Origin of the sequence: Streptomyces sp. Ag109_O5-1 (genome assembly GCF_003814875.1) — a bacterium.
Lineage (GTDB): Bacteria > Actinomycetota > Actinomycetes > Streptomycetales > Streptomycetaceae > Streptomyces > Streptomyces sasae.
On record NZ_RKQF01000001.1, the window covers coordinates 7,587,082 to 7,609,420 of the forward strand.

Here is a 22,339-nt window from a genome sequence, read left to right on the forward strand (position 1 = left end):
TACGTCGGCGTGATCGCCTCAGCTCACCAGACCCAGCTCCCGGGCGATCAGCATCCGCTGCACCTCGCTCGTGCCCTCGCCGATCTCCAGGATCTTGGAGTCGCGCCACATCCGGGCCACCGGGTACTCGTTCATGAAGCCGTAGCCGCCGTGGATCTGGGTGGCGTCGCGGGCGTTGTCGACGGCGACGGTGGAGGAGTAGAGCTTGGCGAGGGCGGCTTCCTTCTTGAAGGGTTCGCCGGAGACGAGGCGGGAGGCCGCGTCGCGCCAGGCGAGGCGGGCCGTGTGGGCCTTCATCTCCATGTCGGCGACCTTGAACTGGATGGCCTGGTTGGCCCCGATGGGGCGGCCGAAGGCGTGGCGTTCCTTCGCGTACTTGACGGACTCGTCGACGCAGCCCTGGGCCAGGCCGGTCGCCAGCGCCGCGATCGCGATCCGGCCCTCGTCCAGGATGCGCAGGAACTGGGCGTAGCCGCGGCCCTCCTCGCCGAGGAGGTTGGCGGCGGGGACCCGGACGTCCGCGAAGGACAGCTCACGGGTGTCGGAGGCGTTCCAGCCGACCTTGGAGTAGGGGGCGGCGACCGTGAAGCCGGGGGCGCCGGACGGCACGATGATCGCGGAGATCAGCGGCTTGCCGTCGGGCTTGCGGCCGGTGACCGCGGTGACCGTCACCAACCCCGTGATGTCCGTACCCGAGTTGGTGATGAAGCACTTGCTGCCGTTGATCACCCATTCGTCGGTGGCGGGGTCCAGACGGGCCGTGGTGCGGGTGGCGCCCGCGTCGCTGCCGCCGTCGGGCTCGGTGAGGCCGAAGGCACCCAGGATCTCCCCGGCGCAGAGCCTCGGCAGCCACTCCTGCTTCTGCTCCTCGGTGCCGAAGAGGTGGATCGGCATGGCGCCCAGGGAGACCCCGGCTTCGAGGGTGATCGCCACCGACGAGTCGACGCGGGCCAGTTCCTCCAGGGCGATGCCGAGCGCCAGGTAGTCGCCGCCCATTCCGCCGTACTCCTCGGGGAACGGCAGTCCGAACAGGCCCATGCGGCCCATCTCGCGGACGATCTCGTAAGGGAACTCGTGGCGCTCGTAGAAGTCGCCGATCTTCGGCGCCACGACGTCGTGCGCGAACTCCTCCACCGTGCGGCGGAGTTCTTCCAGTTCGGGGGAGAGGCGGTGGTCCATGGTCGTCACTCCTGGTGGGAGAGGGCGCGGACGGTGCGGGACGGGCTGGGTCGGCCCAGTTGTCCGGCCATCCACACGCTGGTGGCGGTGAGACGGCCGAGGTCGACTCCGGTCTCGATGCCGAGGCCCTGGAGCATCCAGACCAGGTCCTCGGTGGCGAGGTTGCCGGTGGCGGACTTGGCGTACGGGCAGCCGCCGAGCCCGCCGGCGGACGCGTCGACCGTCGTCACGCCGTGTTCCAGGGCCGCGTAGGTGTTGGCGAGCGCCTGGCCGTAGGTGTCGTGGAAGTGCACGCCGATGACGTTCGTCGGCACGCCTTCCTCATTGAGCAGGGAGAGCAGTTCGAGGACATGGCCGGGGGTCGCGACGCCGATCGTGTCGCCGAGGCTCAGCTCGTCGCAGCCCATGTCGCGAAGCGCCCTGCAGACCCTGACCACCTGGTGGAGGGGGACGGCGCCCTCCCAGGGGTCGCCGAAGCACATCGAGACATAACCGCGGACGTGGGCGCCGGCGTCCTTCGCCTGCCGGACGACCGGGTCGAAGACGGCCAGGGACTCGTCCAGCGTCCGGTTGAGGTTGGCCTTGGCGAAGGACTCCGTGGCGCTGGCGAAGACGGCGATCCGGCGGGCGCCGAGGGCCAGTGCCCGGTCCAGGCCGCGCTGATTGGGGACCAGGACGGGGAGGGTCACCCCTGGAAGATCGCTGACCTGAGGGAACAGGTCCTCCGCGTCGGCCAGTTGGGGCACCCACTTGGGGTGGACGAAACTGGTCGCCTCGATCGTCGTCAGGCCCGCGTCGGCCAGCCGCCGGATGAACTCGGCCTTGACGTCGGTCGGCACGCTGGACTTCTCGTTCTGCAGTCCGTCGCGGGCGCCGACCTCGTGGATGCGGACCCGGGCGGGGAGGTCCGTCGCCGGTACGACCATGGGGAGCGTCACTGGTCCTCCTCTGCCGGGGCTGCCGTGGCTGCCGGGGTGATCACGGCCAGCACCTGGTCCATGGCGACCGTGCTGCCGGGTGTCACGTCGAGTTCGGCGACCGTGCCGGCGTGCGGGGCGGAGACGACGTGCTCCATCTTCATCGCCTCCACCACCAACAGGCTCTGACCGGCCGTGACTTCGTCCCCGACGGCGACCTTCACGACGGTCACCGTGCCGGGCATCGGCGCGGTGAGGGAGTCGGCGCCGGAGTGCGCGGTGCGGCTCAGCGAGGCGGCGACCGGGTCGTGGTCGCGGACCTGCCAGGCGTCGCCGTCGCGGCCGATCCAGTCGGCGGCGCGGTGGAAGGTGTGCGTGATGTTGTTGAGTCGGAGCGTGAACCGGTGCCTGCCGTCCTGCCGCGGGGGCACACCCACGGACCCCTGGAGGGGTTCCCCGGTTCCGGGGAGGAGCAGTTCCGCCGCTCCGCCCGGGGTGCGGCGCACGCGGACGGTCACCGGCTCGTGGCCCGGCACCTGAAGATGGTGCGAGGTCCAGGCCCGCCGGCCGCCGAGGCGCCAGCCGTCGGCGGTGGCGAACGGGTCCGTCCAGCCGGAGCCGCCGACGGGGGCGATCGCGTCCTGGCGCAGCAGTGCCGCCGCCGCGTACACCTCCGCCGGCACCGTGTCCGACACCAGTCCGTCCGCCTCGCGCTCCACCAGCCCGGTGTCCAGCTCTCCCGCCACCACCGCCGGATGGGCGAGGAGCCGGCGCAGGAACCCGGCGTTGGTCAGCACGCCCAGCGTGACCGTCTCGGCGAGGGCCGCGCGCAGCTTCCGGAGGGCGGTCTCCCGGTCCGGGCCGTACGCGATCACCTTGGACAGCATCGGGTCGTACAGGCTGCCGACCTCGGTGCCCTCGCTGAGCCCGGAGTCGGTGCGGATGCCGTCGCCCTGCGGTTCCCCCAGCAGCAGCACCGTGCCGCCGGTGGGCAGGAAGCCGCGCGCCGGGTCCTCGGCGCAGATCCGTGCCTCGACGGCGTGCCCGGTGAGCGTGATGTCGGCCTGGGCGAAGGCCAGTCGCTCACCCGCCGCCACCCGCAGCTGCCACTCCACCAGGTCGAGGCCGGTGACCAGCTCGGTGACCGGGTGCTCCACCTGGAGCCGGGTGTTCATCTCCATGAAGTAGTACGCCGAAGGGTCGCCGCCCGGCACGATGAACTCCACCGTGCCCGCGCCGACGTAGCCGCACGACCGTGCCGCCTGCACCGCGGCCTCGCCCATCGACGCCCGGGTCTCCTCGTCCAGGAGCACGCTGGGCGCCTCCTCGACGACCTTCTGGTGCCGTCGCTGCAGGGAGCACTCCCGCTCCCCGAGGTGGACGACGTTCCCGTGGCCGTCGGCCAGCACCTGGATCTCGATGTGCCGGGGCCGGTCGATCCACCGTTCGACGAGGAGCGTGTCGTCGCCGAAGGAGGCGCGGGCCTCGCGGCGGGCGGCCGCGATCTCCTCGTCCAGGAGCGCCAGGTCCCGCACCAGCCGCATGCCCTTGCCGCCCCCGCCGGCGGACGGCTTGAGCAGCACAGGTGCGCCCAACTCGGTGGCCGCGTCCACTAGTTCGGGATCACGCCCGCCCGGCACCACCGGTACCCCGGCCGCCGCCACGGTCTCCTTCGCCCGGATCTTGTCGCCCATGAGCGCGATCGCGTCGGCCGGCGGGCCGATGAACACCAGCCCCGCCTTCTCACAGGCCCGCGCGAACCCGGCGTTCTCCGCGAGGAAGCCGTAGCCGGGGTGGACCGCCTGGGCGCCACTCGTAAGAGCCGCATCCAGCAGCCGCTCCACGGACAGATAGCTCTCGCCCGCCGGTGCCGGACCGAGGCGTACCGCCGTGTCGGCCTCCCGGACGTGCCGTGCGTCCGCGTCGGCGTCGGAGTACACGGCCACCGAGCGCACGCCCAGCGACCGCAGCGTACGGATGACCCGGACGGCGATCTCGCCCCGGTTGGCCACGAGTACGGTGTCGAACACGAGTCCCCTCCTCACATCCGGAAGACGCCGAACTGGGGCTCACCCAGCGGCGCGTTGCCACAGGCCGTCAGCGCGAGACCGAGCACCTGCCGGGTGTCGAGGGGGTCGATGACCCCGTCGTCCCAGAGGCGGGCGGTCGCGTAGTAGGCGTTGCCCTGGCGCTCGTACTGGGCGCGGACGGGCGCCTTGAAGGCCTCTTCCTCCTCGGCCGGCCAGTCCTCGCCGCGCGCCTCCAGCTGGTCCCGCTTCACCGTCGCGAGGACCGAGGCCGCCTGCTCGCCGCCCATCACCGAGATCTTGGCGTTGGGCCACATCCACAGGAAGCGGGGCGAGTAGGCCCGGCCGCACATGGAGTAGTTCCCGGCGCCGTACGAACCGCCGACCACCACCGTCAGCTTCGGCACCCGCGTGCAGGCCACGGCCGTGACCATCTTGGCGCCGTGCTTGGCGATGCCGCCGGCCTCGTAGTCCTTGCCGACCATGAAGCCGGAGATGTTCTGCAGGAACACCAGCGGGATCCCGCGCTGGTCGCACAGCTCGATGAAGTGGGCGCCCTTCTGGGCGGACTCGGAGAAGAGGATGCCGTTGTTGGCGACGATGCCGACGGGGTGGCCGTGGATCCGGGCGAAGCCGGTGACCAGGGTCTGCCCGAACTCGCTCTTGAACTCGGCGAACCGGGAGCCGTCGACGACCCGGGCGATGACCTCGCGGACGTCGTAGGGGGTGCGGGAGTCGACGGGGACGGCGCCGTAGAGGCCGTAGGGGTCGGCCTTGGGCTCGACGACCGGGGTGACCTCCCAGGGCAGGGCGCGCCGGGCGGGGAGGGTGGCGACGATGTTCCGGACGATCCGCAGGGCGTGCGCGTCGTCCTCGGCGAGGTGGTCGGTGACCCCGGAGACCCGGGAGTGGACCTCGCCGCCGCCCAGCTCCTCGGCCGTCACCACCTCACCCGTGGCGGCCTTCACCAACGGGGGCCCGCCGAGGAAGATCGTGCCCTGGTTGCGGACGATGACGGCCTCGTCGCTCATGGCCGGGACGTACGCGCCGCCCGCCGTGCACGAGCCGAGGACGGCGGCGATCTGCGGGATCCCCGCGCCCGACATCCGGGCCTGGTTGTAGAAGATCCGCCCGAAGTGGTCGCGGTCCGGGAAGACCTCGTCCTGCATGGGCAGGAAGGCGCCGCCGGAGTCCACGAGGTAGAGACAGGGCAGCCGGTTGTCGAGGGCCACCTCCTGCGCCCGCAGGTGCTTCTTCACGGTCATCGGGTAGTACGTGCCGCCCTTGACGGTCGCGTCGTTGGCGACGATCACGCACTCGCGCCCGCTCACCCGCCCGATCCCGGCGATCACACCGGCGGCCGGAGCCGCTCCGTCGTACATCCCCTCGGCGGCCAGCGGAGCCAGTTCCAGGAACGGGGACCCCGGATCGAGCAGGGTGTCCACCCGGTCCCTCGGCAGCAGCTTCCCGCGCGCCGTGTGCCGGGCGCGTGCCTTCTCGCCGCCGCCCAGTGCGGCCGCGGCCAGCTTGGTGCGCAGCTCCTCCACGAGGGCGCGGTGCGCCTCCTCGTTGGCCCGAAAGGCCTCCGACGCGGGGTCTGCCGCGCTCGTCAGCTCCGGTGCCTGGTCCATGCCGCGATCCCCTCACCTTGTTAATGAGCGTTAACGCATTTCCCTCAGGTTAACGACCGCTAACCTCCCTGTCTAGAATTGCCTTCATGGTCACGAGAACCGACGCCCCGAGCCGTCGCGAGCAGATCCTCAAGGAGGCCGCCCGGCTGTTCGCCGAGCGCGGCTTCCACGGTGTCGGCGTCGACGAGATAGGCGCCGCGGTCGGCATCAGCGGGCCCGGTCTCTACCGGCACTTCGCGGGCAAGGACGCGATGCTCGCGGAGCTGCTGGTGGGGATCAGCGGGCAGCTGCTGACGGGGGCGAAGCGGCGCCTGGCGGAGGCCGACGGGGTCCCCGCCGAGGAGGTCCTCGACTCCCTCATCGAGGGCCATATCGACTTCGCCCTCGACGACCGCCCACTGATCACCCTGCACGACCGGGAGCTGGACCGCTTGCGCGACAGCGACCGGAAACTCGTCCGCCAGCTGCAGCGGCAGTACGTCGAGCTGTGGGTGGAGGTCCTCCGGGAGGTCCACCCGACCCTGTCGGAGCCCGCCGCCCGCTCGGCCGTCCACTCGGTCTTCGGTCTGCTGAACTCGACCCCGCACTTGGGCCGACCGGGTTCCCTGCCGGGCCGCACGGCGACGGCGACCCTGCTGCACCGGATGGCGAAGGGGGCGTTCGGGGCGGCGGCGGGGGAGTGACGAGCGTTACGCCCGTCCTGCCTCCCGCACCCTGGACCCATCCGCCTACCCGCCGGTACGGTGATGTTCTGAGCAAGCGCTTAGACAGATGGACGTGCCTGGAGGTGGCGGCGTGCGCCGTACGTTGTTCAACGAGGATCACGAGGCGTTCCGGGAGACCATCCGCGCCTTCATCGAGGCCGAGGTCGTACCGGTGTACGACGAGTGGTTCGCGGCCGGCCAGGCGCCCCGCGACTTCTACTACAAGCTCGCCGAGCTCGGCGTCTTCGGCATCCGCGTCGACGAGGAGTACGGCGGCGCCGGTATCGACTCCTACAAGTTCGAGGCCGTCCTGTACGAGGAGACCGCCCGTGCGGGCGTCGCCTTCGGCGGCTCCGGTGTGCACGTGCTGCTCGGCCTGCCGTACATCAAGCTGCTGGCGACGGACGAGCAGAAGAAGCGGTACCTGCCGAAGTTCGTCTCCGGCGAGGAGATGTGGGCCATCGCGATGACCGAGCCGGGCACCGGCTCCGACCTCGCGGGCATGAAGACCACCGCCAAGCTCAGCGAGGACGGCACGCACTACGTCCTCAACGGCGCCAAGACCTTCATCACCGGCGGTGTGCACGCCGACCGCATGATCGTCTGCGCCCGCACCTCCGCGCCCTCCGCCGAGGACCGCCGGCACGGCATCTCCCTCTTCGTCGTGGACACCAAGGCCGAGGGCTACTCGGTCGGCCGCAAGCTCGACAAGCTGGGCCTGAAGACCTCCGACACCGCCGAGCTCGCGTTCGTCGACGTCAAGGTCCCCGTCGAGGACCTCCTCGGCGAGGAGAACAAGGGCTTCTACTACCTCGGCCACAACCTCGCCTCCGAGCGCTGGGGCATCGCCTTCGGCGCCTACGCCCAGGCCAAGGCCGCCATACGGTTCGCCAAGCAGTACGTCCAGGACCGCGTCGTCTTCGGCCAGCCCGTCGCCGCCTTCCAGAACACCAAGTTCGAGCTGGCCGCCTGCCAGGCCGAGGTGGACGCGGCCGAGGCCGTCGTCGACCGCGCCACGGAGGCCCTCGACGCCGGTGAGCTGACCCCGGCGGAGGCCGCCAGCGCCAAGCTGTTCACCACCGAGGTCGCCCACCGCGTGATCGACCGCTGCCTCCAGCTGCACGGCGGCTACGGCTTCATGAACGAGTACCCGATCGCCCGCCTGTACGCGGACAACCGTGTCAACCGCATCTACGGTGGCACCAGCGAGATCATGAAGACGATCATCGCGAAGGACATGGGCCTGTAAGGCTCCCGCAATTACCGGCCAGTAGAAAAGGTGCCATGAACCAGGCACTGAACGATCTCCTCGATCTGCTCGACCTGGAGCAGATCGAGGAGAACATCTTCCGCGGCCAGTCCCGGTCCGCCGTCGTCCCGCGTGTCTTCGGCGGGCAGGTCGCGGCCCAGGCGTTGGTCGCCGCCGGGCGTACTGTCCCGGCGGACCGGCACGCCCACTCGCTGCACGCGTACTTCCTGCGCCCCGGCGACCCGGGCGCGCCCATCGTCTACACAGTCGAGCGCATCCGCGACGGCCGCTCCTTCACCACGCGGCGCGCGGTCGCCGTCCAGCACGGCCGGCCGATCTTCGCCCTCTCGGCGTCCTTCCAGACGTTCGAGGAGGGCCTCGACCACCAGGCCCCGATGCCGGCCGCGCCCGACCCGGAGACCCTGCCCACCTCGGCGGAGCGCTTCCACGGGTACGACCACCTGGACCCGGTCGTCGTCGGGAAGTTCCTGGAGGCCCGCGAGGCGATCGACCTGCGGTACGTCGAGGAGCCGCCGTTCGGCAAGTACGGCGAGCCGCGCGAGCCGCACAGCCAGGTCTGGTTCCGCACCAACGGCAAGCTCGACGACGACCCGCTGCTGCACGTCGTCCTCGCCACGTACGTCTCCGACATGACCCTCCTCGACTCCGTGCTGCTCGCGCACGGCCGCGGCGGCTGGGCCGTCGGGGACGTGGTGGGCGCCTCGCTCGACCACGCCATGTGGTTCCACCGGCCGTTCCGCGCCGACGAGTGGCTGCTGTACGACCAGGAGTCCCCGTCGGCCCACGGCGGCCGCGGCCTCGGCCAGGCGCGGATCTACACCCAGGACGGTTCGCTGGCCATTTCCGTGATCCAGGAGGGTGTCGTCCGCGTCCCTCGGGAAAACTGAGGGGCGTGACGGAAGCAGGGATACAGAACGGCGGCGGCGAGAGCACCCTCACGGTGATCGTCGCCGCCGCGGCCAACCTCGGGATCGCCCTCGCCAAGGCGGTCGCCGGGGTGATCAGCGGCTCCAGCGCGATGCTCTCCGAGGCGGCGCACTCGGTCGCCGACACCGTCACCGAGCTCCTGCTGCTCACCGCCCTCAAACGCAGCGAGAAGCCCGCCGACGAGGAGCACCCGCTGGGCTACGGCCCCGAGCGGTACATCTGGGCCATGCTCGCCGCCGTCGCCACCTTCGTCGGCGGCGCGGTCTTCTCCCTCTACGACGGCATCCACACCCTGGTCCAGGGGGAGACACCGGGCGACCCGCTCGTCTCGTACATCGTGCTCGGGGTCGCCTTCGTACTGGAGGGGTACTCGCTGCGGACGGGGCTGAAGCAGGCCCGCGGCGAGGCGGCCCGCTTCAAGGCGCCGTTCAAGCGCTACCTGCGGTACACCCCCGACACGGCGGTGAAGGCCGTGGTGATGGAGGACTCGGCCGCGCTCGTCGGCTTGGTGCTCGCGGCCGGCGGCCTGCTCGGCGGCCAGCTCACCGGCTCCGGAGCCTGGGACGGCCTCGCCTCCCTCCTCATCGGCCTGCTCCTGCTGTACGTCGCCTGGGTGCTGGGCCGGTCCAACGCCGAGCTCCTCATCGGGCGGCCGCTGCCGAAGTCCGTACGGGAGCGGATCCGCGCGGAGCTGCTGGAGTCCGAGCACATCGTGGCCGTACTGGAGCTGACCACGCTGGTGCAGGGGCCGCACGAGGCGCTGGTCGCCGCCAAGGTGGACTTCCGGGACGTGTCGACGGCGGCCGAGATCGAGTGGGCGTGCGAGCGGGCCGAGCAGCGGCTGCGGGCCGCCTTCCCCGCGATCGGACGTGTGTATCTGGACCCGACTCCGGGACCTGTGAGCTCCGGGGATGACACTCGGTGATCGTCCGGGGTGCCGTCCGGCTTGTCCAAGATTAAGCTCTATGAGTGAAATGCCGCACAGTGCATGTGCCGCATAGCGGACGTGCCGCGTAGCGGACGTATGTCCGGCAGAAAGGTATTTCCCATGCGAGTACAGCGCGCGAGGCGTCTCGCCGCGATGTCCGCCGCCGGCCTGCTGCTGGCCGGTGGCGCCGCGATCGGCGCCGCGGGTCCCGCTTCGGCGGCCCCCGCCTCTCACCAGACAGTCGTCACCGGCGGCTTCGGCTGCAACTCCCGGTTCGGCGGGTTCGGCGGGTTCAACAACAACTGCCGCTTCGGCAACTTCGGGTTCGTCCCCGTCGTACCCGTAGTCCCCGTGGTGGTCGTCCCCACCGTCGGCTTCGGCGGCTTCGGTGGGTTCGGCGGCTTCGGTGGCTTCGGAGGGTTCGGCGGCTTCGGCTGAACCGACCGGGTGCGACCAGACCAGGAACTGAAGGGTCTAGGGCCAGGCCACGATGTGCGGCTCCCGCTTCCGGGGGCCGCACATCGGTCCGTCGGGCCGGTCCGACGTACCAGCCCGTCAGGGCAGTCCGTCAGGCCAGTCCCGCCTCGGCCAGCAGATAGGCGGTCAGCGGGTCGTAGTACCGCGGGCTCAGCACATGGTCGTCGAGCGGTACGGCCACCTGGAGGGTGCCCTCCGCCTCGGCGAGGAACAGCGCCGGGTCGTTGCAGTCGGCGTAGCCGACCGAGTCCAGGCCCGCCTGCGCCGCGTACCCCGCCCAGCCGTGGTCGGCGACGACCAGGTCAGGCAGCGGACGGCCCTCGCGCTCCAGCCCGCCGAGGATCGCCTTCATCGGCTCCCCGGAGTGGGTGTGCCACAGCGTCGCCCCGTGCTCCAGCACCGCCACGTCGGCGAACTGCATGACGTACCTCTCGTCCGTCTGCAGCCCGTCCGGGATGACCACGATCTCGCAGCCCGCGGTGCGCAGCGCGGCCGCCGTCGCCCGGTGCACATCCAGCAGCCCGCCCGGGTGACCGGTCGCGAACAGCACCCGCTGCCGCCCCTCGGCCGCCTTGCGCAGCCGCGCCGCCAGCCGCTCCAGACCGTCCACGGTCAGCTCGGGGTCGATGGTGTCCTGGCCGTACCGGTACTCGGCGTCGTCGTTCACCCCGACCCGCTCGGCCATCACGGCCAGTACGTCCTGCTCGTCGCTCCAGCGGTCGCCGAGTTCCAGTCCCAGCCACCAGTTGCGCTCGCCGTTGGCCAGCTTGCGGTAGTGGAGCAGGTTGTTCTCGCGGGGCGTGGCGACATCGCCCGCGATACGGGTCTTCACAAGGTGCTCGACGAGCTCGGCGCGGCTGGGTGTCCCGGGTATCGGCATGGCTCCATTGTGGGGCAGGGCGCTGTGCGATTCCCCTGCGTATCGCGCGCTGGGACGTGGGTCACTCACTCCTGACGGAGTGCGAACCACAGCTCCATCCGCACGTCCGGGTCGTCGAGTTCGGCGCCGAGGAGTGCCGCGCAGCGGGCGATGCGCTGCCGCACGGTGTTGCGGTGCACGGCCAGCGCGACCGCCGTGCGGTCCCAACTGCCGTGCAGGGAGAGCCAGGTGCGCAGGGTCTCGGTGAGGGCGGGGTGTTCGGCGAGGGGGGCGAGCAGGGTGCGGGCGTGCGCCTGGGCCTCCCGGCGGGGGACCAGGTCGGTGAGGGCGGGGCGGGTCCCGTGCCGGAGCAGGGGTTCGCGGGTGGCGCGGGCGCGGGCCAGGGTGCGGGCCGCGTGGGTGTCGGCGAGCGCCAACTGCTCCGGGGGGACTGCGTCGCTGACGCCGAGGGTCCAGCCGGGGTGCGGTTCGGGTTCGCGGTCGGCGGGGAGCAGGATGCGGACGACTTCCCCTACGGGGTCGATGAGAGTCGAGCCCAGTGAGGCGCCCAGTGCGGTGGCGGCGAGGAGGTCGGGCGGGTGCGGGTGGTTCGTGGCCGGTCGCGCCCCGCGGCGGAGCCGCATATCGACAGGGCCCCGCGCCCCTGGAAGGTCGGCATGCTCCCGTTGGTCATTCCGGCGGGCGTGTACGACGAACCAGCTGTCTCCCTTGCCGAGCAGCGGGGCCACCTCCTCCGGTGTGCCGCCCAGCAGCAGTCGTACCAGGGCGCTGGTGCGGGCCGCGCCCGAGCCGCTCTGCTGCTCCCCTGTGAGGAGGGTGAGCAGGACCGCCGCCACCGAGGCGATCGTGTGGTCGCCCGGTTCGCGGGCCGGGGTGGCCACCCCGAGGGCGAAGCCGGTGCCGAGGGCGTAGGCCGCGAGGTGGGTGCCTGCGGTGGCGTGGGTGGCGGAGGTGGGGGTGCCGGGGCCAGAGGGGCGTAGGACCTCCGCCAGCTCGGTCAGGGCGCCGCGCACCGGTGCCTCCGGCTCGCGGCCCGCCGACGCGATCTCCGTGCCCTCCGGGCCGTACAGCGCCGTCCAGCCGCCGAGGCGGGCGGCCAGCTGGCGCAGGACCGAGGGGACCGGGTCGGGACGGGCGGCGGCTGCCGCGAGGCTCTGCTGGGCCTCGGTGACCCGACGCAGCTCGGCCGTGCGGGCCTGGGCCAGCAGCTGCCAGACCGCCCGGGCGACGGCGGAGAACTTGGTCTGCGGCGGGACCTCGATCAGCGGGAGGTCGTAGGTGTCGCAGGCGGCGACCAGGGCGCGCGGGACCGTGTCGTGCACGGGCGCGACGCCGAAGCCGAGGGCGGCGCCGCCCGCCGCCACGATCCGGGAGACGTAGTCGTCGAAGTACGTCCCGGAGCCGGCCGCCTCCGGGATGTGCACCCCGGCCGTCAGCAGCAGCTCGCCGCCCAGCAGATACGGATACGGGTCGGCCATCTCCGAGGTGTGCGCCGCGTGGATCACCAGGGAGGGATCGGAGGGCCCGGCGATCTGGCGCAGGGCGAGGTCCTCGCGGGCCAGGAGAGCCGCGAGGGGCACGGCGGGTGTCGGGGGCGTGGGGGGAACAGCGGGTTCCGGCATGGTGTGCGTTTCCTTCATCCCGCATGGATCGAATGGATGAAACGTACACTTCGCAGTTGCCTTCCGGCCACCTAGTGTCGGTGTCCGTCACCCGCCGGCGACTCCGATTCATTCGAGTGAGGGAGGTCCTATGGCCGTCGACTACACCGTGATCGTCCTCTATCTCGCCGGCATGCTGGCGATGGGCTGGTTCGGCATGCGCCGCGCCAGGTCGAAGAGCGACTTCCTGGTGGCCGGGCGCCGGCTCGGGCCCGCCATGTACTCCGGCACCATGGCCGCGATCGTCCTCGGCGGCGCGTCCACCATCGGTGGCGTGGGACTGGGGTACCAGTACGGGCTGTCCGGCGCATGGATGGTCTTCACCATCGGCCTGGGGCTGCTCGCCCTCTCCGTCTTCTTCTCCGCCCGCATCGCCCGCCTCAAGGTCTACACCGTCTCCGAGATGCTCGACCTGCGCTACGGCGGCCGGGCCGGGGTCATCTCCGGCGTGGTCATGTGGGCGTACACGCTCATGCTCGCCGTCACCTCGACCATTGCGTACGCCACGATCTTCGACGTCCTCTTCGACATGAACCGGACCCTCGCGATCGTCCTCGGCGGTTCGATCGTCGTCGCCTACTCGACGCTCGGCGGCATGTGGTCGATCACCCTGACGGACATGGTCCAGTTCGTGGTGAAGACGATCGGCGTGCTGCTGCTCCTGCTCCCGATCGCGGTGGTGAAGGCGGGCGGCTTCGCCGCGATGAAGGCGAAGCTGCCGACGTCCTACTTCGACCCGCTGGGCATCGGCGGCGAGACGATCTTCACCTACGTCCTCATCTACACGTTCGGCATGCTCATCGGCCAGGACATCTGGCAGCGCGTCTTCACCGCGCGCGGCGACCGGACGGCGAAGTGGGGCGGCACGGTCGCGGGCACCTACTGCCTGGTCTACGCCCTCGCCGGTGCGGTGATCGGTACCGCGGCCAAGGTGCTGTACCCGAAGCTGGGCAGCCCGGACGACGCCTTCGCGACCATCGTCAAGGACGAACTCCCGGTCGGTGTGCGGGGGCTGGTGCTGGCGGCCGCCCTGGCCGCCGTGATGTCGACGTCCTCGGGCGCGCTGATCGCCTGCGCGACCGTCGCCAACAACGACATCTGGTCGCGACTGCGCGGGAAGGTCACGTCCGAGGACGCCTCCGGCGACCACGACGAGGTCCGGGGCAACCGCGCCTTCATCCTGATCATGGGGATCGGTGTGATCGGTACGGCCATCGCCCTCAACGACGTCGTCGAGGCGCTGACCGTCGCGTACAACCTGCTCGTCGGCGGTCTCCTGGTCCCGATCCTCGGCGGACTGCTCTGGAAGCGCGGCACGGTCCAGGGCGCCCTCGCCTCCGTGACCGTCGGCGGCCTCGCGGTGATCGGCCTGATGGCGGGGTACGGCATCCTCGCCAACGAGCCCGTCTACTACGGCCTCCTCTCCTCCCTCGTCGCCTATGTCGTCGTCTCCCTGGCGACGAAGCCGACCGACGCGGCCGTGCTGGCGAACTGGCGCGAGCGGCTCGCCGGCCGGGGCACTCCCGAACTCGTGTCCGAGCCGGTCCCGGCCCACCAGTAAAGTCGTAGCCAGAAGCAGTACATACGCGATGAAGCGTAGGAAAGAAGGCATTCCCTCATGAGCAGCAACGAGACACCCCGCGGCCCCGTCGACTCCTCCCGCATCCCCCGGTACGCGGGTCCCGCGACCTTCGCCCGGCTGCCCCGCCTCGACGAGGTCGGCACCGCCGATGTCGCCGTCGTCGGCGTGCCGTTCGACTCCGGTGTCTCGTACCGGCCGGGCGCCCGCTTCGGCGGCAACGCCATCCGCGAGGCGTCCCGGCTGCTGCGCCCCTACAACCCCGCGCAGGACGCGTCCCCCTTCGCCCTGGCCCAGGTGGCGGACGGCGGCGACATCGCGGTCAACCCCTTCAACATCAACGAGGCCGTCGAGACCATCGAGGCGGCCGCGGACGATCTCCTCGGCACCGGCGCCCGGCTGATGACCCTGGGCGGCGACCACACCATCGCGCTCCCGTTGCTGCGCAGCGTCGCGAAGAAGCACGGCCCGGTCGCGCTCCTCCACTTCGACGCGCACCTCGACACCTGGGACACCTACTTCGGCGCCGAGTACACGCACGGCACCCCGTTCCGGCGCGCGGTCGAGGAGGGCATCCTGGACACCTCCGCCCTCTCCCACGTGGGCACCCGCGGGCCGCTGTACGGCAAGCAGGACCTCACCGACGACGAGAAGATGGGCTTCGGCATCGTCACCTCGGCGGACATCTACCGCCGTGGTGCCGACGAGGTGGCCGACCAGCTGCGCCAGCGCATCGGCGACCGCCCCCTCTACATCTCCATCGACATCGACTGCCTGGACCCGGCGCACGCCCCCGGCACCGGGACGCCGGAGGCCGGTGGTATGACGTCCAGGGAGCTCCTGGAGATCCTGCGCGGCCTGGCGTCCTGCAACCTGGTCTCGGCGGACGTCGTCGAGGTGGCCCCCGCGTACGACCACGCCGAGATCACGTCGGTGGCGGCCTCGCACACGGCGTACGAACTGACCACGATCATGACTCGACAGATTGCCGAGGCGCGTTCGAAGTGACCCACGACCACGACCTGGTGCTCCGCCCGACCGAGGCGCAGACGGCCGCAGCCCTCCACCCGCCCGCCGGGCGCAACGGCGGAGACCTGGTCGTGGAGACCCTGGCCGGGCTCGGCGCGACGACGGTCTTCGGCCTCCCCGGCCAGCACGCCCTTGGCATGTTCGACGCCCTGCGCCGCTCGGACCTGCGGTACATCGGGCTGCGGGTGGAGAACAACGCGGGCTTCGCGGCGGACGCCTACGGCAGGATCACCGGCGAGGCGGCCCCGCTGCTGCTGTCGACGGGCCCGGGCGCACTGACGTCCCTGGCCGCGCTGCAGGAGGCGGCCGCCGCCTCCGCCCCGGTGCTGGCGATCAGCAGCCAGATCCCGACCGCGGGGCTGGGCGGCGGCAGGCACGGGTATCTGCACGAACTCCCGGACCAGTCCGCCTCGTTCCGGGGTGTGGTGAAGTCGGTCCACACCGTCCGCACCCAGTCGCAGATCCCGTCGGCGATCGCGGCGGCCTGGAAGTCGGCGCTGACGGTTCCGCACGGCCCGGTGTGGGTGGAGATCCCGCAGGACGTGCTCCTCGCGGAGACGGCGATCCCGGTGGTGACCGCGGTGGACGCCACCCCGGACGAACTGCCGCCGCGCCCCGAACTCACCGCCGTGGCGGCCGACCTGCTGTCGCGCGCGGCCCGTCCGGCGATCATCGCGGGCGGGGGAGTGGTACGGGCGGACGCGTCGAAGAAGCTGCGCCGGCTGGCGGAGACGCTCCAGGCGCCGGTCGTCACGACCCCCGGCGGCAAGGGCGCGTTCCCCTGGACGCACCCCCTGTCCCTCCAGTCCTGGCTGGAGGACCGCCACACCACGGACCTCCTGGAGGACGCGGACGTCCTGCTGGTGGTCGGCTCGGGCCTCGGTGAACTCTCCTCGAACTACCACACGTTCAAGCCGCGCGGCCGGGTCGTGCAGATCGAGGCGGACCTCGGCAAGCTGGAGTCCAACCACCCGGCGCTGGGCATCCACGCGGACGCCCGCCTCGCTCTCCAGGCCCTGCTGGAGACGGTGACGCCCAGGGAGGACCCCGAGGCCCCGGCCCGCGTACGGACCCTGCTGTCGAAGGTCGCCGAGCGCATCGCCGCCCAGGAACTCACCCTGGAACAGGACCTGTTGGCGTCGATCCGCAGGGCCCTCCCGGCGGACTCCCCGTCCTTCTGGGACATGACGATCCTCGCCTACTGGGCCTGGTCGGCCTTCGACGCCAAGGGCCCCAACCACCTGCACTCGGCCCAGGGCGCCGGCGGCCTCGGCTACGGCTTCCCGGCGGCGCTGGGCGGGGCGGCCGCCGACCCGACCCGCCCGGTGCTTGCGGTGTCGGGAGACGGCGGAGCCCTCTACTCCATCGCGGAACTGGCGACGGCGAAGCAGTACGGACTGAACGTCACCTGGCTGATCGTCGACGACGGCGGCTACGGCATCCTGCGCGAGTACATGACCGACGCCTTCGGCCAGGCCACGGCGACGGAACTGACCCGCCCGGACTACGTGGCGCTCGCTGAGTCCTTCGGGGTCCCCGGGGTTCGTACGACCCCGGAGAACCTGGAGACCGACCTGGCGAAGGCCCTCGCCACACCGGGCCCCTCCGTGGTCGTACTCCCGGCCCTGCTACGGATGTTCGCGCCGACGCATCTGGACTAGGGCGGCTGTCAGAGGGGGCAACTACCGTGCCCGTATGACTCATTGGATACGCCGACCCCTGCCGCCCTACGAGGAGATCAACGTCGTCTTCTTCCGGGGGATGCCGTTGGACACCCTCGTCCGGGGGCTCCTCGCCGGTCGGCGCCTGCCCCTCGCGTACGGCAAGGGCGCCGACTGGGGAGTGGTCCTGCACGACATGCTGGGCTGGAGCAGCGGCGACTACGACCTGGTCGACTACGGGCGGCTGTGCCGGGGAGGCGGTGAGCTCGCCGTCTTCGTGACGGAGCCGTGCATCGCCAAGGGGCACCGCCCCGAGTTCGACTACTACCGCGACGGACGTCTGGTCACCGGCCTCAGCTTCGAGACCCCGTCCTACGGGGTGGGCGCGCGGCCCGACCTGCTGGCACCCGCCCTCACCGCGGCGAACCTGGCCGGGCCGCATGCGGAATACGACGAGGACAGCGACACGCGGATCGCGCAGTCGATCGCCGCCCACTTCGCACTGCCCGAACTGGATCTGCCCGGACTCGACCTGCCGTGATTCAGCAGGCCCCCGGGCTCACCCCGTCCATGCGGCCGCCGAAGTCGCCGCCGTACTGGGAGCGCCAGTCGCCGTTGTAGACGTCGCGCTTCTCCTGCGGGTCCCAGTTGACGAAGCAGGCGCGGGTGGAGGCGACGAAGGAACCGACGTTGTCGTGGAGGTTCGGCGGCAGGTCGCGGTAGCCGCTGCGGGACGTCCACTCCCAGTAGTCCCCGCCGAAGCCCTCACCGCTCCAGAAGCACACCGAGCCGTCGGGACAGGAGGGCGCGGCGGCCGCGTGTGCGGAGGCGCTCTGCACGGGAACGACGAGTGACATGGACATGAGGACGTGCAGGTAAACGGGACGTAAAAAGAGGCCCCCGACCGAGTAGGCGGGGGCCTCTGAGAGGGTGGGACTACGTCAGCTCACGTCCGACGGGTCCAGTTGGTAGAGGGTCGAAGTGCTGCTCTGCGAGGAGGAGTCCGAGGACTTCGAGGACGTCGAGTTCGACTTGGACTTCGAGGTCGAGTTCGAAGTCGAGCCGCTCGTCGTGCTCTTGCTGTACGCGCTCTCCTTCACCGCCGTGCCGTGCTTCTCCACCCACGCGGTCACCGCGGAGCTGACGCTGTTGCCACCGCCCATGCCACCGCCCATCCCGCTGCCGCCGACCTGGATGTAGTGCAGCTTGCCCGCCTTCACCAGTTCCTTCAGCTTGGCGACGGTCATCGCGTCGTCGGATCCGGTGAAGCCCCACATGGAGATCACGGGCTCCTGCGAGCTCAGCTCGATCTGCGCCGCGGACGACGAGTTGGCGACGGCCAGCAGCCAGGTGGCGCCGTCCATGTGCTTCTTGAGGTAGGCGATCAGGTCGCTGGAGACACCGCCGCCCATGCCACCGCCGCCGCCCATGCCGCCGCCGAAGCCGCCGCGCGTGCTGCCGGACCCGGAGCCGGATCCGCCGGGCATCTCGCCGGTGCCGCCGGGCAGTTCGCCGTTGCCGGTGCCGCCGCTCGGCAGTTCGCCGTTACCACCACCGGGGGTCATCTGACCGCCGCCGTTGCTGTTGCCGGTGCCGCCGGGGGCCTGGCCGTTCATGCCGCCGCTCGGGGCCTCGCCGTTCATACCGCCCGGGAAGCCGCCGCCCATCTCGCCGCCGGCCTGGCTGTTCTGGCCACCGCCCTGCTGTGTGCCGCCCGGCATCTCGCCGCCGCCCGGGAAGCCGCCGCTGCCGCCCCGGTTGCCGCCGCCCCCGCCGGGGCCGCCGCCGAAGCCGCTGCCCGTGGAGGGGCCGGCGGTCGGGTTCACCCCGCCCATGCCACCACTGCTGCTGCCGAACGGCACCGAAGCGGCGTAGGCCGTCGGACCCGCGAGGGCCGCGATCACGGCCGCCGCCAGGGAGGCCGTCAGCAGCCGGGCCTTGTTGCCCGAGCGGAAGAGGATCATGCCCGCGACGCCGGCCACGGTCAGCACGCCGATCGTCGGCCACAGCCAGGTGTTCCAGCCGGACGCCCGACGGAGCAGGACGATCGCCCAGATACCGGTGACGCCGAAGGCGGCCGGGAGGACCCAGATCCACCGCTTGTCGTTGCGGAACGCGTCCAGCAGCATCACACCACCGCCGGCGCACAGCACCGCGATGCCGGGGGCGAGCGCGGTCGTGTAGTACGGGTGCATGGTGCCCTGCGCGGTCGCGAAGATCACGTAGTGGAGCAGGGTCCAGCCGCCCCACAGGACCAGCGCCATGCGCCGGAGGTCGGTGCGGGGGGCGCGCCCGCACAACACCAGACCGCCGATCAGGGCGATCGCGGAGAAGGGGAGCAGCCAGGAGATCTGGCCGCCGAGGATGTCGTTGAACATCCGGCCGAGGCCCGAGGAGCCGGAGAAGCCGCCGCCTCCGCCACCGCCGCCTCCGCCATTGCCCTCGCCGCCGAAGACGCGGCCGAGACCGTCGTAACCCATGATCAGGTCCCAGGCGGAGCCGTCCGTAGAGCCGCCGATGTACGGGCGGTCGGAGGCCGGTACCAGGGAGACGGCGATCGCCCACCAGAAGCTGGAGACGGCGAGCACGACCGCGGCGAGAGCGAGGTTGACGGCCCGCTTCGCCCACGACGCCCTCGATGCGTAGAGGTAGAGCGCGAAGGCGGCCGGGAGCGCGATCCAGCCCGCGAGCAGCTTGGTGTTGAAGGCGAGACCGAAGCACGCGGCCGAGCCGAGCAGCGACAGCAGCCTCTCGTCACGGGTCGCCCGGAACGCGAGCGCCGCGCCCGACACCATGAGGAAGACCAGGAGGGTGTCGGGGTTGTTGTCGCGGTTGATCGCCACGGTGATCGGGGTCAGCGCCAGCACCAGCGCGGCGACGGTCGCCGCGCCGTGTCCCCACACCCGCTTCACGGTGGAGTGCAGGATGTAGATCGTGGCGAGCGCCAGCACGATCACCGGCGCCGCCATCTGCCAGGTGCCGAAGCCGAAGATCCGGCTCGACAGGCCCATGACCATGGTCGAGAGCGGCGGTTTGTCGACGGTCAGGAAGTTGCCCGGGTCCAGCGAACCGAAGAACCAGGCCTTCCAGCTCTTCGTGGCGGCCCAGACGGCTCCGCTGTAGAAGGTGTTCATGCTGGAACCGGAGAGGTTCCAGGAGTAGAGCACCGCCGCCAGGATCAGGATCGCGATCAGCGCGGGCAGCGACCAGCGCGGTGCCCTGTCCGGCAGGGTGCCCGCGGGAGTCGCCGTGGGCGGGGCCCAGTCGGGGGACACGGTCGTGTGGGGGGTGGGATCGGTGGCAGATGTCACCACCCCAACATGCAGCGGCGCCATGAGGGAGCGCTGTGCTGATCCTGGGAGCAGCCTGTGCGTGGATGAGATGTCGGTAAGAAGGGCCCCGGGCCGACTCCGCCGGCCATCACGCCGCTTCCGCCGACAATTAAATGGTGAATCCTTGGCCAAAGCTATAGGGTCCCTGTGATCGATCAGACCGCTCGATCAGAGACTTCCGGGGGGAATGTCCATGCGCGCGATCACGCGCCTCGCCCTGTTCAGCACCAGCGCTGCACTTGTCGCCACGGCGACCGGTGCCACCGTCGCCCAGGCGGACGACGGCGGAGCGGGCAACATCACGATCGACAAGGTCGTCGTCAACGGCGGCAAGCCGGTCGTGGTCGGTACCACCAAGACGGTGTCCGCCAAGGTCTCCGTGACCGCCTCGGACGATTCGGGCATCGCCGAGACCTCGTACATCTACGCCGTCGGCCCGAACCCGAACTTCGCGCAGATCTGGTACGACGACGGCGACATCACCTGTGTCAAGGTGAGCGCCACCACGTCGACCTGCACGGGCACGCTGACGTTCGACCCGCAGGCGGCGGTGGGCTTCGTCGGCAACAGCGCGGCGGCCACCTGGAACCTCCGCACGCTGGTCACCGCCAACGACCACGACTACATCCACCGGGACGCGGCCGCCACGTTCAAGGTGCAACGCCAGTCGTCGCTGACGGTCAACGCCTCGCCGGAGCCGGTGAAGAAGGGCAAGGCCATCACGGTCACCGGCAAGCTCGCCCGGGCCAGCTGGGACGACAACAAGAACCACGGCTATGCCGGCCAGCCGGTGAAGCTGCAGTTCCGCAAGAAGGGCAGCAGCACCTACACCACGGTGAAGACCATCAGGACCAACTCGACGGGCAACCTGAAGACGACGGTCACCGCCTCCCGCGACGGCTGGTTCCGCTACGTCTTCGCGGGCACGGCGTCGACCGCGCCGTCCACCGCGGCCGGCGACTACGTGGACGTCCGCTAGCCGCAGGGCGAGCGTGGCACCGGGGGCCGTTTCCGTTGATGGCGGGAGCGGCCCCCGGTGGCGTGTCGGCCGGTCAGTGCACGCGGACCGACAGCCGGTAGAAGCGGGTCGTCTGGGCGGCGTTCTGGTTGTCGTCGCTGACCAGGAGGACCTTGTAACGGCCCTTCTCGCGGCCGGTGACCACCATGCCTTCGATGTTGTCGAGGAGCGGGTTGGGCTGCGGCTGCCTGGCCGTGGCGCCCAGGGACGGGCAGGTCGCGATGTCCGTGAGCAGCGTCTTCCTGATCAGGTGGACGTCCGCCTGGCCCGTCAGGTTCTCGATGCCGCTGGTGTCCGTGGCGTGCCGCGGGTCGGCCAGGAAGAGGCGGACGGTGTTGCCGACGCCGGAGGTGAAGCCGCGCTCCAGGACGAGCAGCCGGCCGTCGGGCAGCGCCTGCACCTCGGGGACGCCGAGGGCCGGGTCGTCGGTGCGGTAGGCGTACTGGGCCGACAGCCTGAAGTGGTCGCCCTTGGTGCGCTGCCAGGTCTGGAAGCGGACGATTCCGGGGGTGTCGCCGGAGATCGCGTCCTCCATGGAGGCCAGCAGGGTGCGGCCGCCGTTCAGGAGGGTCAGGCCCTCGAAGGTCTGGTTGCCCGTCGCCCGTCCGGCGGGGGACACCAGCAGCGAGGCCGGCACCGGGAGCCGGTCCAGGATCCTGCCGTCCACCGAGTAGCGGCGGATGGACGGCTCGGTCTCGGAGGTGACGAGCCGGGTGCCGTCCCGGTCCACGACCAGGCCCTCGGAGTCGAGCGCCGCGCCCTTCTCGTCGGCGAGTCCCACGACGGACTTCGGTGCGAGCGTCTTCGCGTCCAGGTCGAAGAGGTAGGACCGGTCGGCGAGGGCGGCGATGGAGCCGTCCTTGTCCACGGCGAGCGCGGAGAGGTTGCCGACGAAGTAACCGCCGAAGGCCGTCTTGTCGAGGGCGTCGGAGAAGCCGTCGATGGAGACCGAGGACGAACAGGCGTGGGCGTCGGCCGTGTTGGCGGTGACCGCGTCGGCGGCCCCGGCGGCGGACAGACAGGTGGCCGCCGCCGCCAGGCCGGCGGTGACGGTGGCGAGTACGGTTCGCAGGCGCATGCAGGTCACCGTAGGACGCGACGGTGACGGGCGGGAGGCCC

General features: G+C 71.1%; 19 protein-coding genes. 10 read left to right on the top strand and 9 right to left on the bottom strand.

All coding sequences use genetic code 11. The features are described from left to right. Positions 1-18: 18 nt before the first annotated feature. Genes EDD90_RS34440 through EDD90_RS34455 form a run of 4 tightly spaced genes read right to left on the bottom strand, consistent with a single transcriptional unit; the run spans position 19 to position 5,754 of the window. Complete coding sequence (locus EDD90_RS34440; protein WP_123976780.1) at positions 19-1,179, bottom strand: acyl-CoA dehydrogenase family protein; 1,161 nt, start codon at positions 1,177-1,179, stop codon at positions 19-21. A 5-nt stretch (positions 1,180-1,184) separates the two neighbouring features. Continuing rightward, the gene (locus tag EDD90_RS34445) at positions 1,185-2,105 is read right to left on the bottom strand and encodes a hydroxymethylglutaryl-CoA lyase (protein ID WP_123981955.1); all 921 of its coding nucleotides are present in this window, start codon (positions 2,103-2,105) and stop codon (positions 1,185-1,187) included. A gap of 8 nt (positions 2,106-2,113) precedes the next feature. Then, positions 2,114-4,126: an acetyl/propionyl/methylcrotonyl-CoA carboxylase subunit alpha gene (locus EDD90_RS34450; RefSeq protein ID WP_123976781.1), complete on the bottom strand. Its 2,013-nt coding sequence runs from the start codon at positions 4,124-4,126 to the stop codon at positions 2,114-2,116. 11 nt (positions 4,127-4,137) lie between these two features. Continuing rightward, the gene (locus tag EDD90_RS34455; RefSeq protein ID WP_123976782.1) at positions 4,138-5,754 is read right to left on the bottom strand and encodes a carboxyl transferase domain-containing protein; all 1,617 of its coding nucleotides are present in this window, start codon (positions 5,752-5,754) and stop codon (positions 4,138-4,140) included. An 86-nt stretch (positions 5,755-5,840) separates the two neighbouring features. On the opposite strand from EDD90_RS34455, the gene EDD90_RS34460 reads away from it, so the two are divergent. From EDD90_RS34460 to EDD90_RS34480, 5 genes are all read left to right on the top strand, one after another. After that, a complete protein-coding gene (locus tag EDD90_RS34460) occupies positions 5,841-6,437 on the top strand; it encodes a TetR/AcrR family transcriptional regulator (RefSeq protein ID WP_123976783.1) in 597 nt (198 codons plus the stop codon). 112 nt (positions 6,438-6,549) lie between these two features. Further along, a complete protein-coding gene (locus EDD90_RS34465) occupies positions 6,550-7,707 on the top strand; it encodes an acyl-CoA dehydrogenase family protein (RefSeq protein WP_123976784.1) in 1,158 nt (385 codons plus the stop codon). A gap of 35 nt (positions 7,708-7,742) precedes the next feature. Continuing rightward, positions 7,743-8,615, top strand: coding sequence for an acyl-CoA thioesterase II (locus EDD90_RS34470; protein WP_123976785.1), 873 nt, complete (start codon positions 7,743-7,745; stop codon positions 8,613-8,615). Positions 8,616-8,620: 5 nt separating this feature from the next. Next, on the top strand, positions 8,621-9,580 hold the full coding sequence (locus EDD90_RS34475) for a cation diffusion facilitator family transporter (RefSeq protein ID WP_185149320.1): 960 nt from the start codon (positions 8,621-8,623) through the stop codon (positions 9,578-9,580). A 123-nt stretch (positions 9,581-9,703) separates the two neighbouring features. Beyond that, positions 9,704-10,021, top strand: a complete 318-nt coding sequence (locus EDD90_RS34480) for a hypothetical protein (protein ID WP_123976786.1) — start codon at positions 9,704-9,706, stop codon at positions 10,019-10,021. 130 nt (positions 10,022-10,151) lie between these two features. Here EDD90_RS34480 and EDD90_RS34485 read toward each other — a convergent pair whose 3' ends face one another. Next, positions 10,152-10,940 carry a phosphatase gene (locus tag EDD90_RS34485; RefSeq protein ID WP_123976787.1) on the bottom strand — a complete coding sequence of 263 codons (789 nt, stop codon included), beginning with the start codon at positions 10,938-10,940 and terminating at the stop codon, positions 10,152-10,154. A 65-nt stretch (positions 10,941-11,005) separates the two neighbouring features. Beyond that, positions 11,006-12,562 carry a PucR family transcriptional regulator gene (locus EDD90_RS34490; RefSeq protein ID WP_185149321.1) on the bottom strand — a complete coding sequence of 519 codons (1,557 nt, stop codon included), beginning with the start codon at positions 12,560-12,562 and terminating at the stop codon, positions 11,006-11,008. 130 nt (positions 12,563-12,692) lie between these two features. On the opposite strand from EDD90_RS34490, the gene EDD90_RS34495 reads away from it, so the two are divergent. Genes EDD90_RS34495 through EDD90_RS34510 form a run of 4 tightly spaced genes read left to right on the top strand, consistent with a single transcriptional unit; the run spans position 12,693 to position 17,411 of the window. Continuing rightward, positions 12,693-14,162, top strand: coding sequence for a sodium:solute symporter (locus EDD90_RS34495; protein ID WP_123976789.1), 1,470 nt, complete (start codon positions 12,693-12,695; stop codon positions 14,160-14,162). Between the two features lie 57 nt (positions 14,163-14,219). Next, positions 14,220-15,188 (top strand): agmatinase, encoded by a 969-nt coding sequence (speB, locus tag EDD90_RS34500; protein WP_123976790.1) that lies wholly within the window; start codon positions 14,220-14,222, stop codon positions 15,186-15,188. Next, positions 15,185-16,870, top strand: a complete 1,686-nt coding sequence (locus tag EDD90_RS34505) for a thiamine pyrophosphate-binding protein (RefSeq protein WP_123976791.1) — start codon at positions 15,185-15,187, stop codon at positions 16,868-16,870. Before speB ends, EDD90_RS34505 begins: the two co-directional genes overlap by 4 nt. Positions 16,871-16,904: 34 nt before the next feature. Further along, positions 16,905-17,411, top strand: a complete 507-nt coding sequence (locus tag EDD90_RS34510) for a hypothetical protein (protein WP_123976792.1) — start codon at positions 16,905-16,907, stop codon at positions 17,409-17,411. Position 17,412: 1 nt separating this feature from the next. On the opposite strand, the gene EDD90_RS34515 is transcribed toward EDD90_RS34510, so the two are convergent. Together EDD90_RS34515 and EDD90_RS34520 are read right to left on the bottom strand one after the other, a co-directional pair. Next, positions 17,413-17,727 carry a peptidase inhibitor family I36 protein gene (locus EDD90_RS34515; protein ID WP_260328298.1) on the bottom strand — a complete coding sequence of 105 codons (315 nt, stop codon included), beginning with the start codon at positions 17,725-17,727 and terminating at the stop codon, positions 17,413-17,415. Between the two features lie 84 nt (positions 17,728-17,811). Beyond that, complete coding sequence (locus EDD90_RS34520; protein WP_123976794.1) at positions 17,812-20,181, bottom strand: glycosyltransferase family 39 protein; 2,370 nt, start codon at positions 20,179-20,181, stop codon at positions 17,812-17,814. A 214-nt stretch (positions 20,182-20,395) separates the two neighbouring features. On the opposite strand from EDD90_RS34520, the gene EDD90_RS34525 reads away from it, so the two are divergent. After that, a complete protein-coding gene (locus EDD90_RS34525; protein ID WP_123976795.1) occupies positions 20,396-21,181 on the top strand; it encodes a calcium-binding protein in 786 nt (261 codons plus the stop codon). Positions 21,182-21,254: 73 nt separating this feature from the next. Here the strand turns inward: EDD90_RS34525 and EDD90_RS34530 are convergent, their stop codons facing one another. After that, on the bottom strand, positions 21,255-22,298 hold the full coding sequence (locus EDD90_RS34530; protein ID WP_123976796.1) for an esterase-like activity of phytase family protein: 1,044 nt from the start codon (positions 22,296-22,298) through the stop codon (positions 21,255-21,257). Positions 22,299-22,339: the final 41 nt, after the last annotated feature.

Excerpts from the sequence above, each read along its gene's own strand:
- EDD90_RS34515 (WP_260328298.1), bottom strand. The coding sequence starts at position 17,727 with ATGTCACTCGTCGTTCCCGTGCAGAGCGCCTCCGCACACGCGGCCGCC.
- EDD90_RS34445 (WP_123981955.1), bottom strand. The coding sequence starts at position 2,105 with ATGGTCGTACCGGCGACGGACCTCCCCGCCCGGGTCCGCATCCACGAG.
- EDD90_RS34440 (WP_123976780.1), bottom strand. The coding sequence starts at position 1,179 with ATGGACCACCGCCTCTCCCCCGAACTGGAAGAACTCCGCCGCACGGTG.
- EDD90_RS34495 (WP_123976789.1), top strand. The coding sequence starts at position 12,693 with ATGGCCGTCGACTACACCGTGATCGTCCTCTATCTCGCCGGCATGCTG.
- EDD90_RS34460 (WP_123976783.1), top strand. The coding sequence starts at position 5,841 with ATGGTCACGAGAACCGACGCCCCGAGCCGTCGCGAGCAGATCCTCAAG.
- EDD90_RS34455 (WP_123976782.1), bottom strand. The coding sequence starts at position 5,754 with ATGGACCAGGCACCGGAGCTGACGAGCGCGGCAGACCCCGCGTCGGAG.
- EDD90_RS34470 (WP_123976785.1), top strand. The coding sequence starts at position 7,743 with ATGAACCAGGCACTGAACGATCTCCTCGATCTGCTCGACCTGGAGCAG.
- EDD90_RS34525 (WP_123976795.1), top strand. The coding sequence starts at position 20,396 with ATGCGCGCGATCACGCGCCTCGCCCTGTTCAGCACCAGCGCTGCACTT.
- EDD90_RS34485 (WP_123976787.1), bottom strand. The coding sequence starts at position 10,940 with ATGCCGATACCCGGGACACCCAGCCGCGCCGAGCTCGTCGAGCACCTT.
- speB (WP_123976790.1), top strand. The coding sequence starts at position 14,220 with ATGAGCAGCAACGAGACACCCCGCGGCCCCGTCGACTCCTCCCGCATC.
- EDD90_RS34480 (WP_123976786.1), top strand. The coding sequence starts at position 9,704 with ATGCGAGTACAGCGCGCGAGGCGTCTCGCCGCGATGTCCGCCGCCGGC.
- EDD90_RS34530 (WP_123976796.1), bottom strand. The coding sequence starts at position 22,298 with ATGCGCCTGCGAACCGTACTCGCCACCGTCACCGCCGGCCTGGCGGCG.
- EDD90_RS34490 (WP_185149321.1), bottom strand. The coding sequence starts at position 12,562 with ATGCCGGAACCCGCTGTTCCCCCCACGCCCCCGACACCCGCCGTGCCC.
- EDD90_RS34510 (WP_123976792.1), top strand. The coding sequence starts at position 16,905 with ATGACTCATTGGATACGCCGACCCCTGCCGCCCTACGAGGAGATCAAC.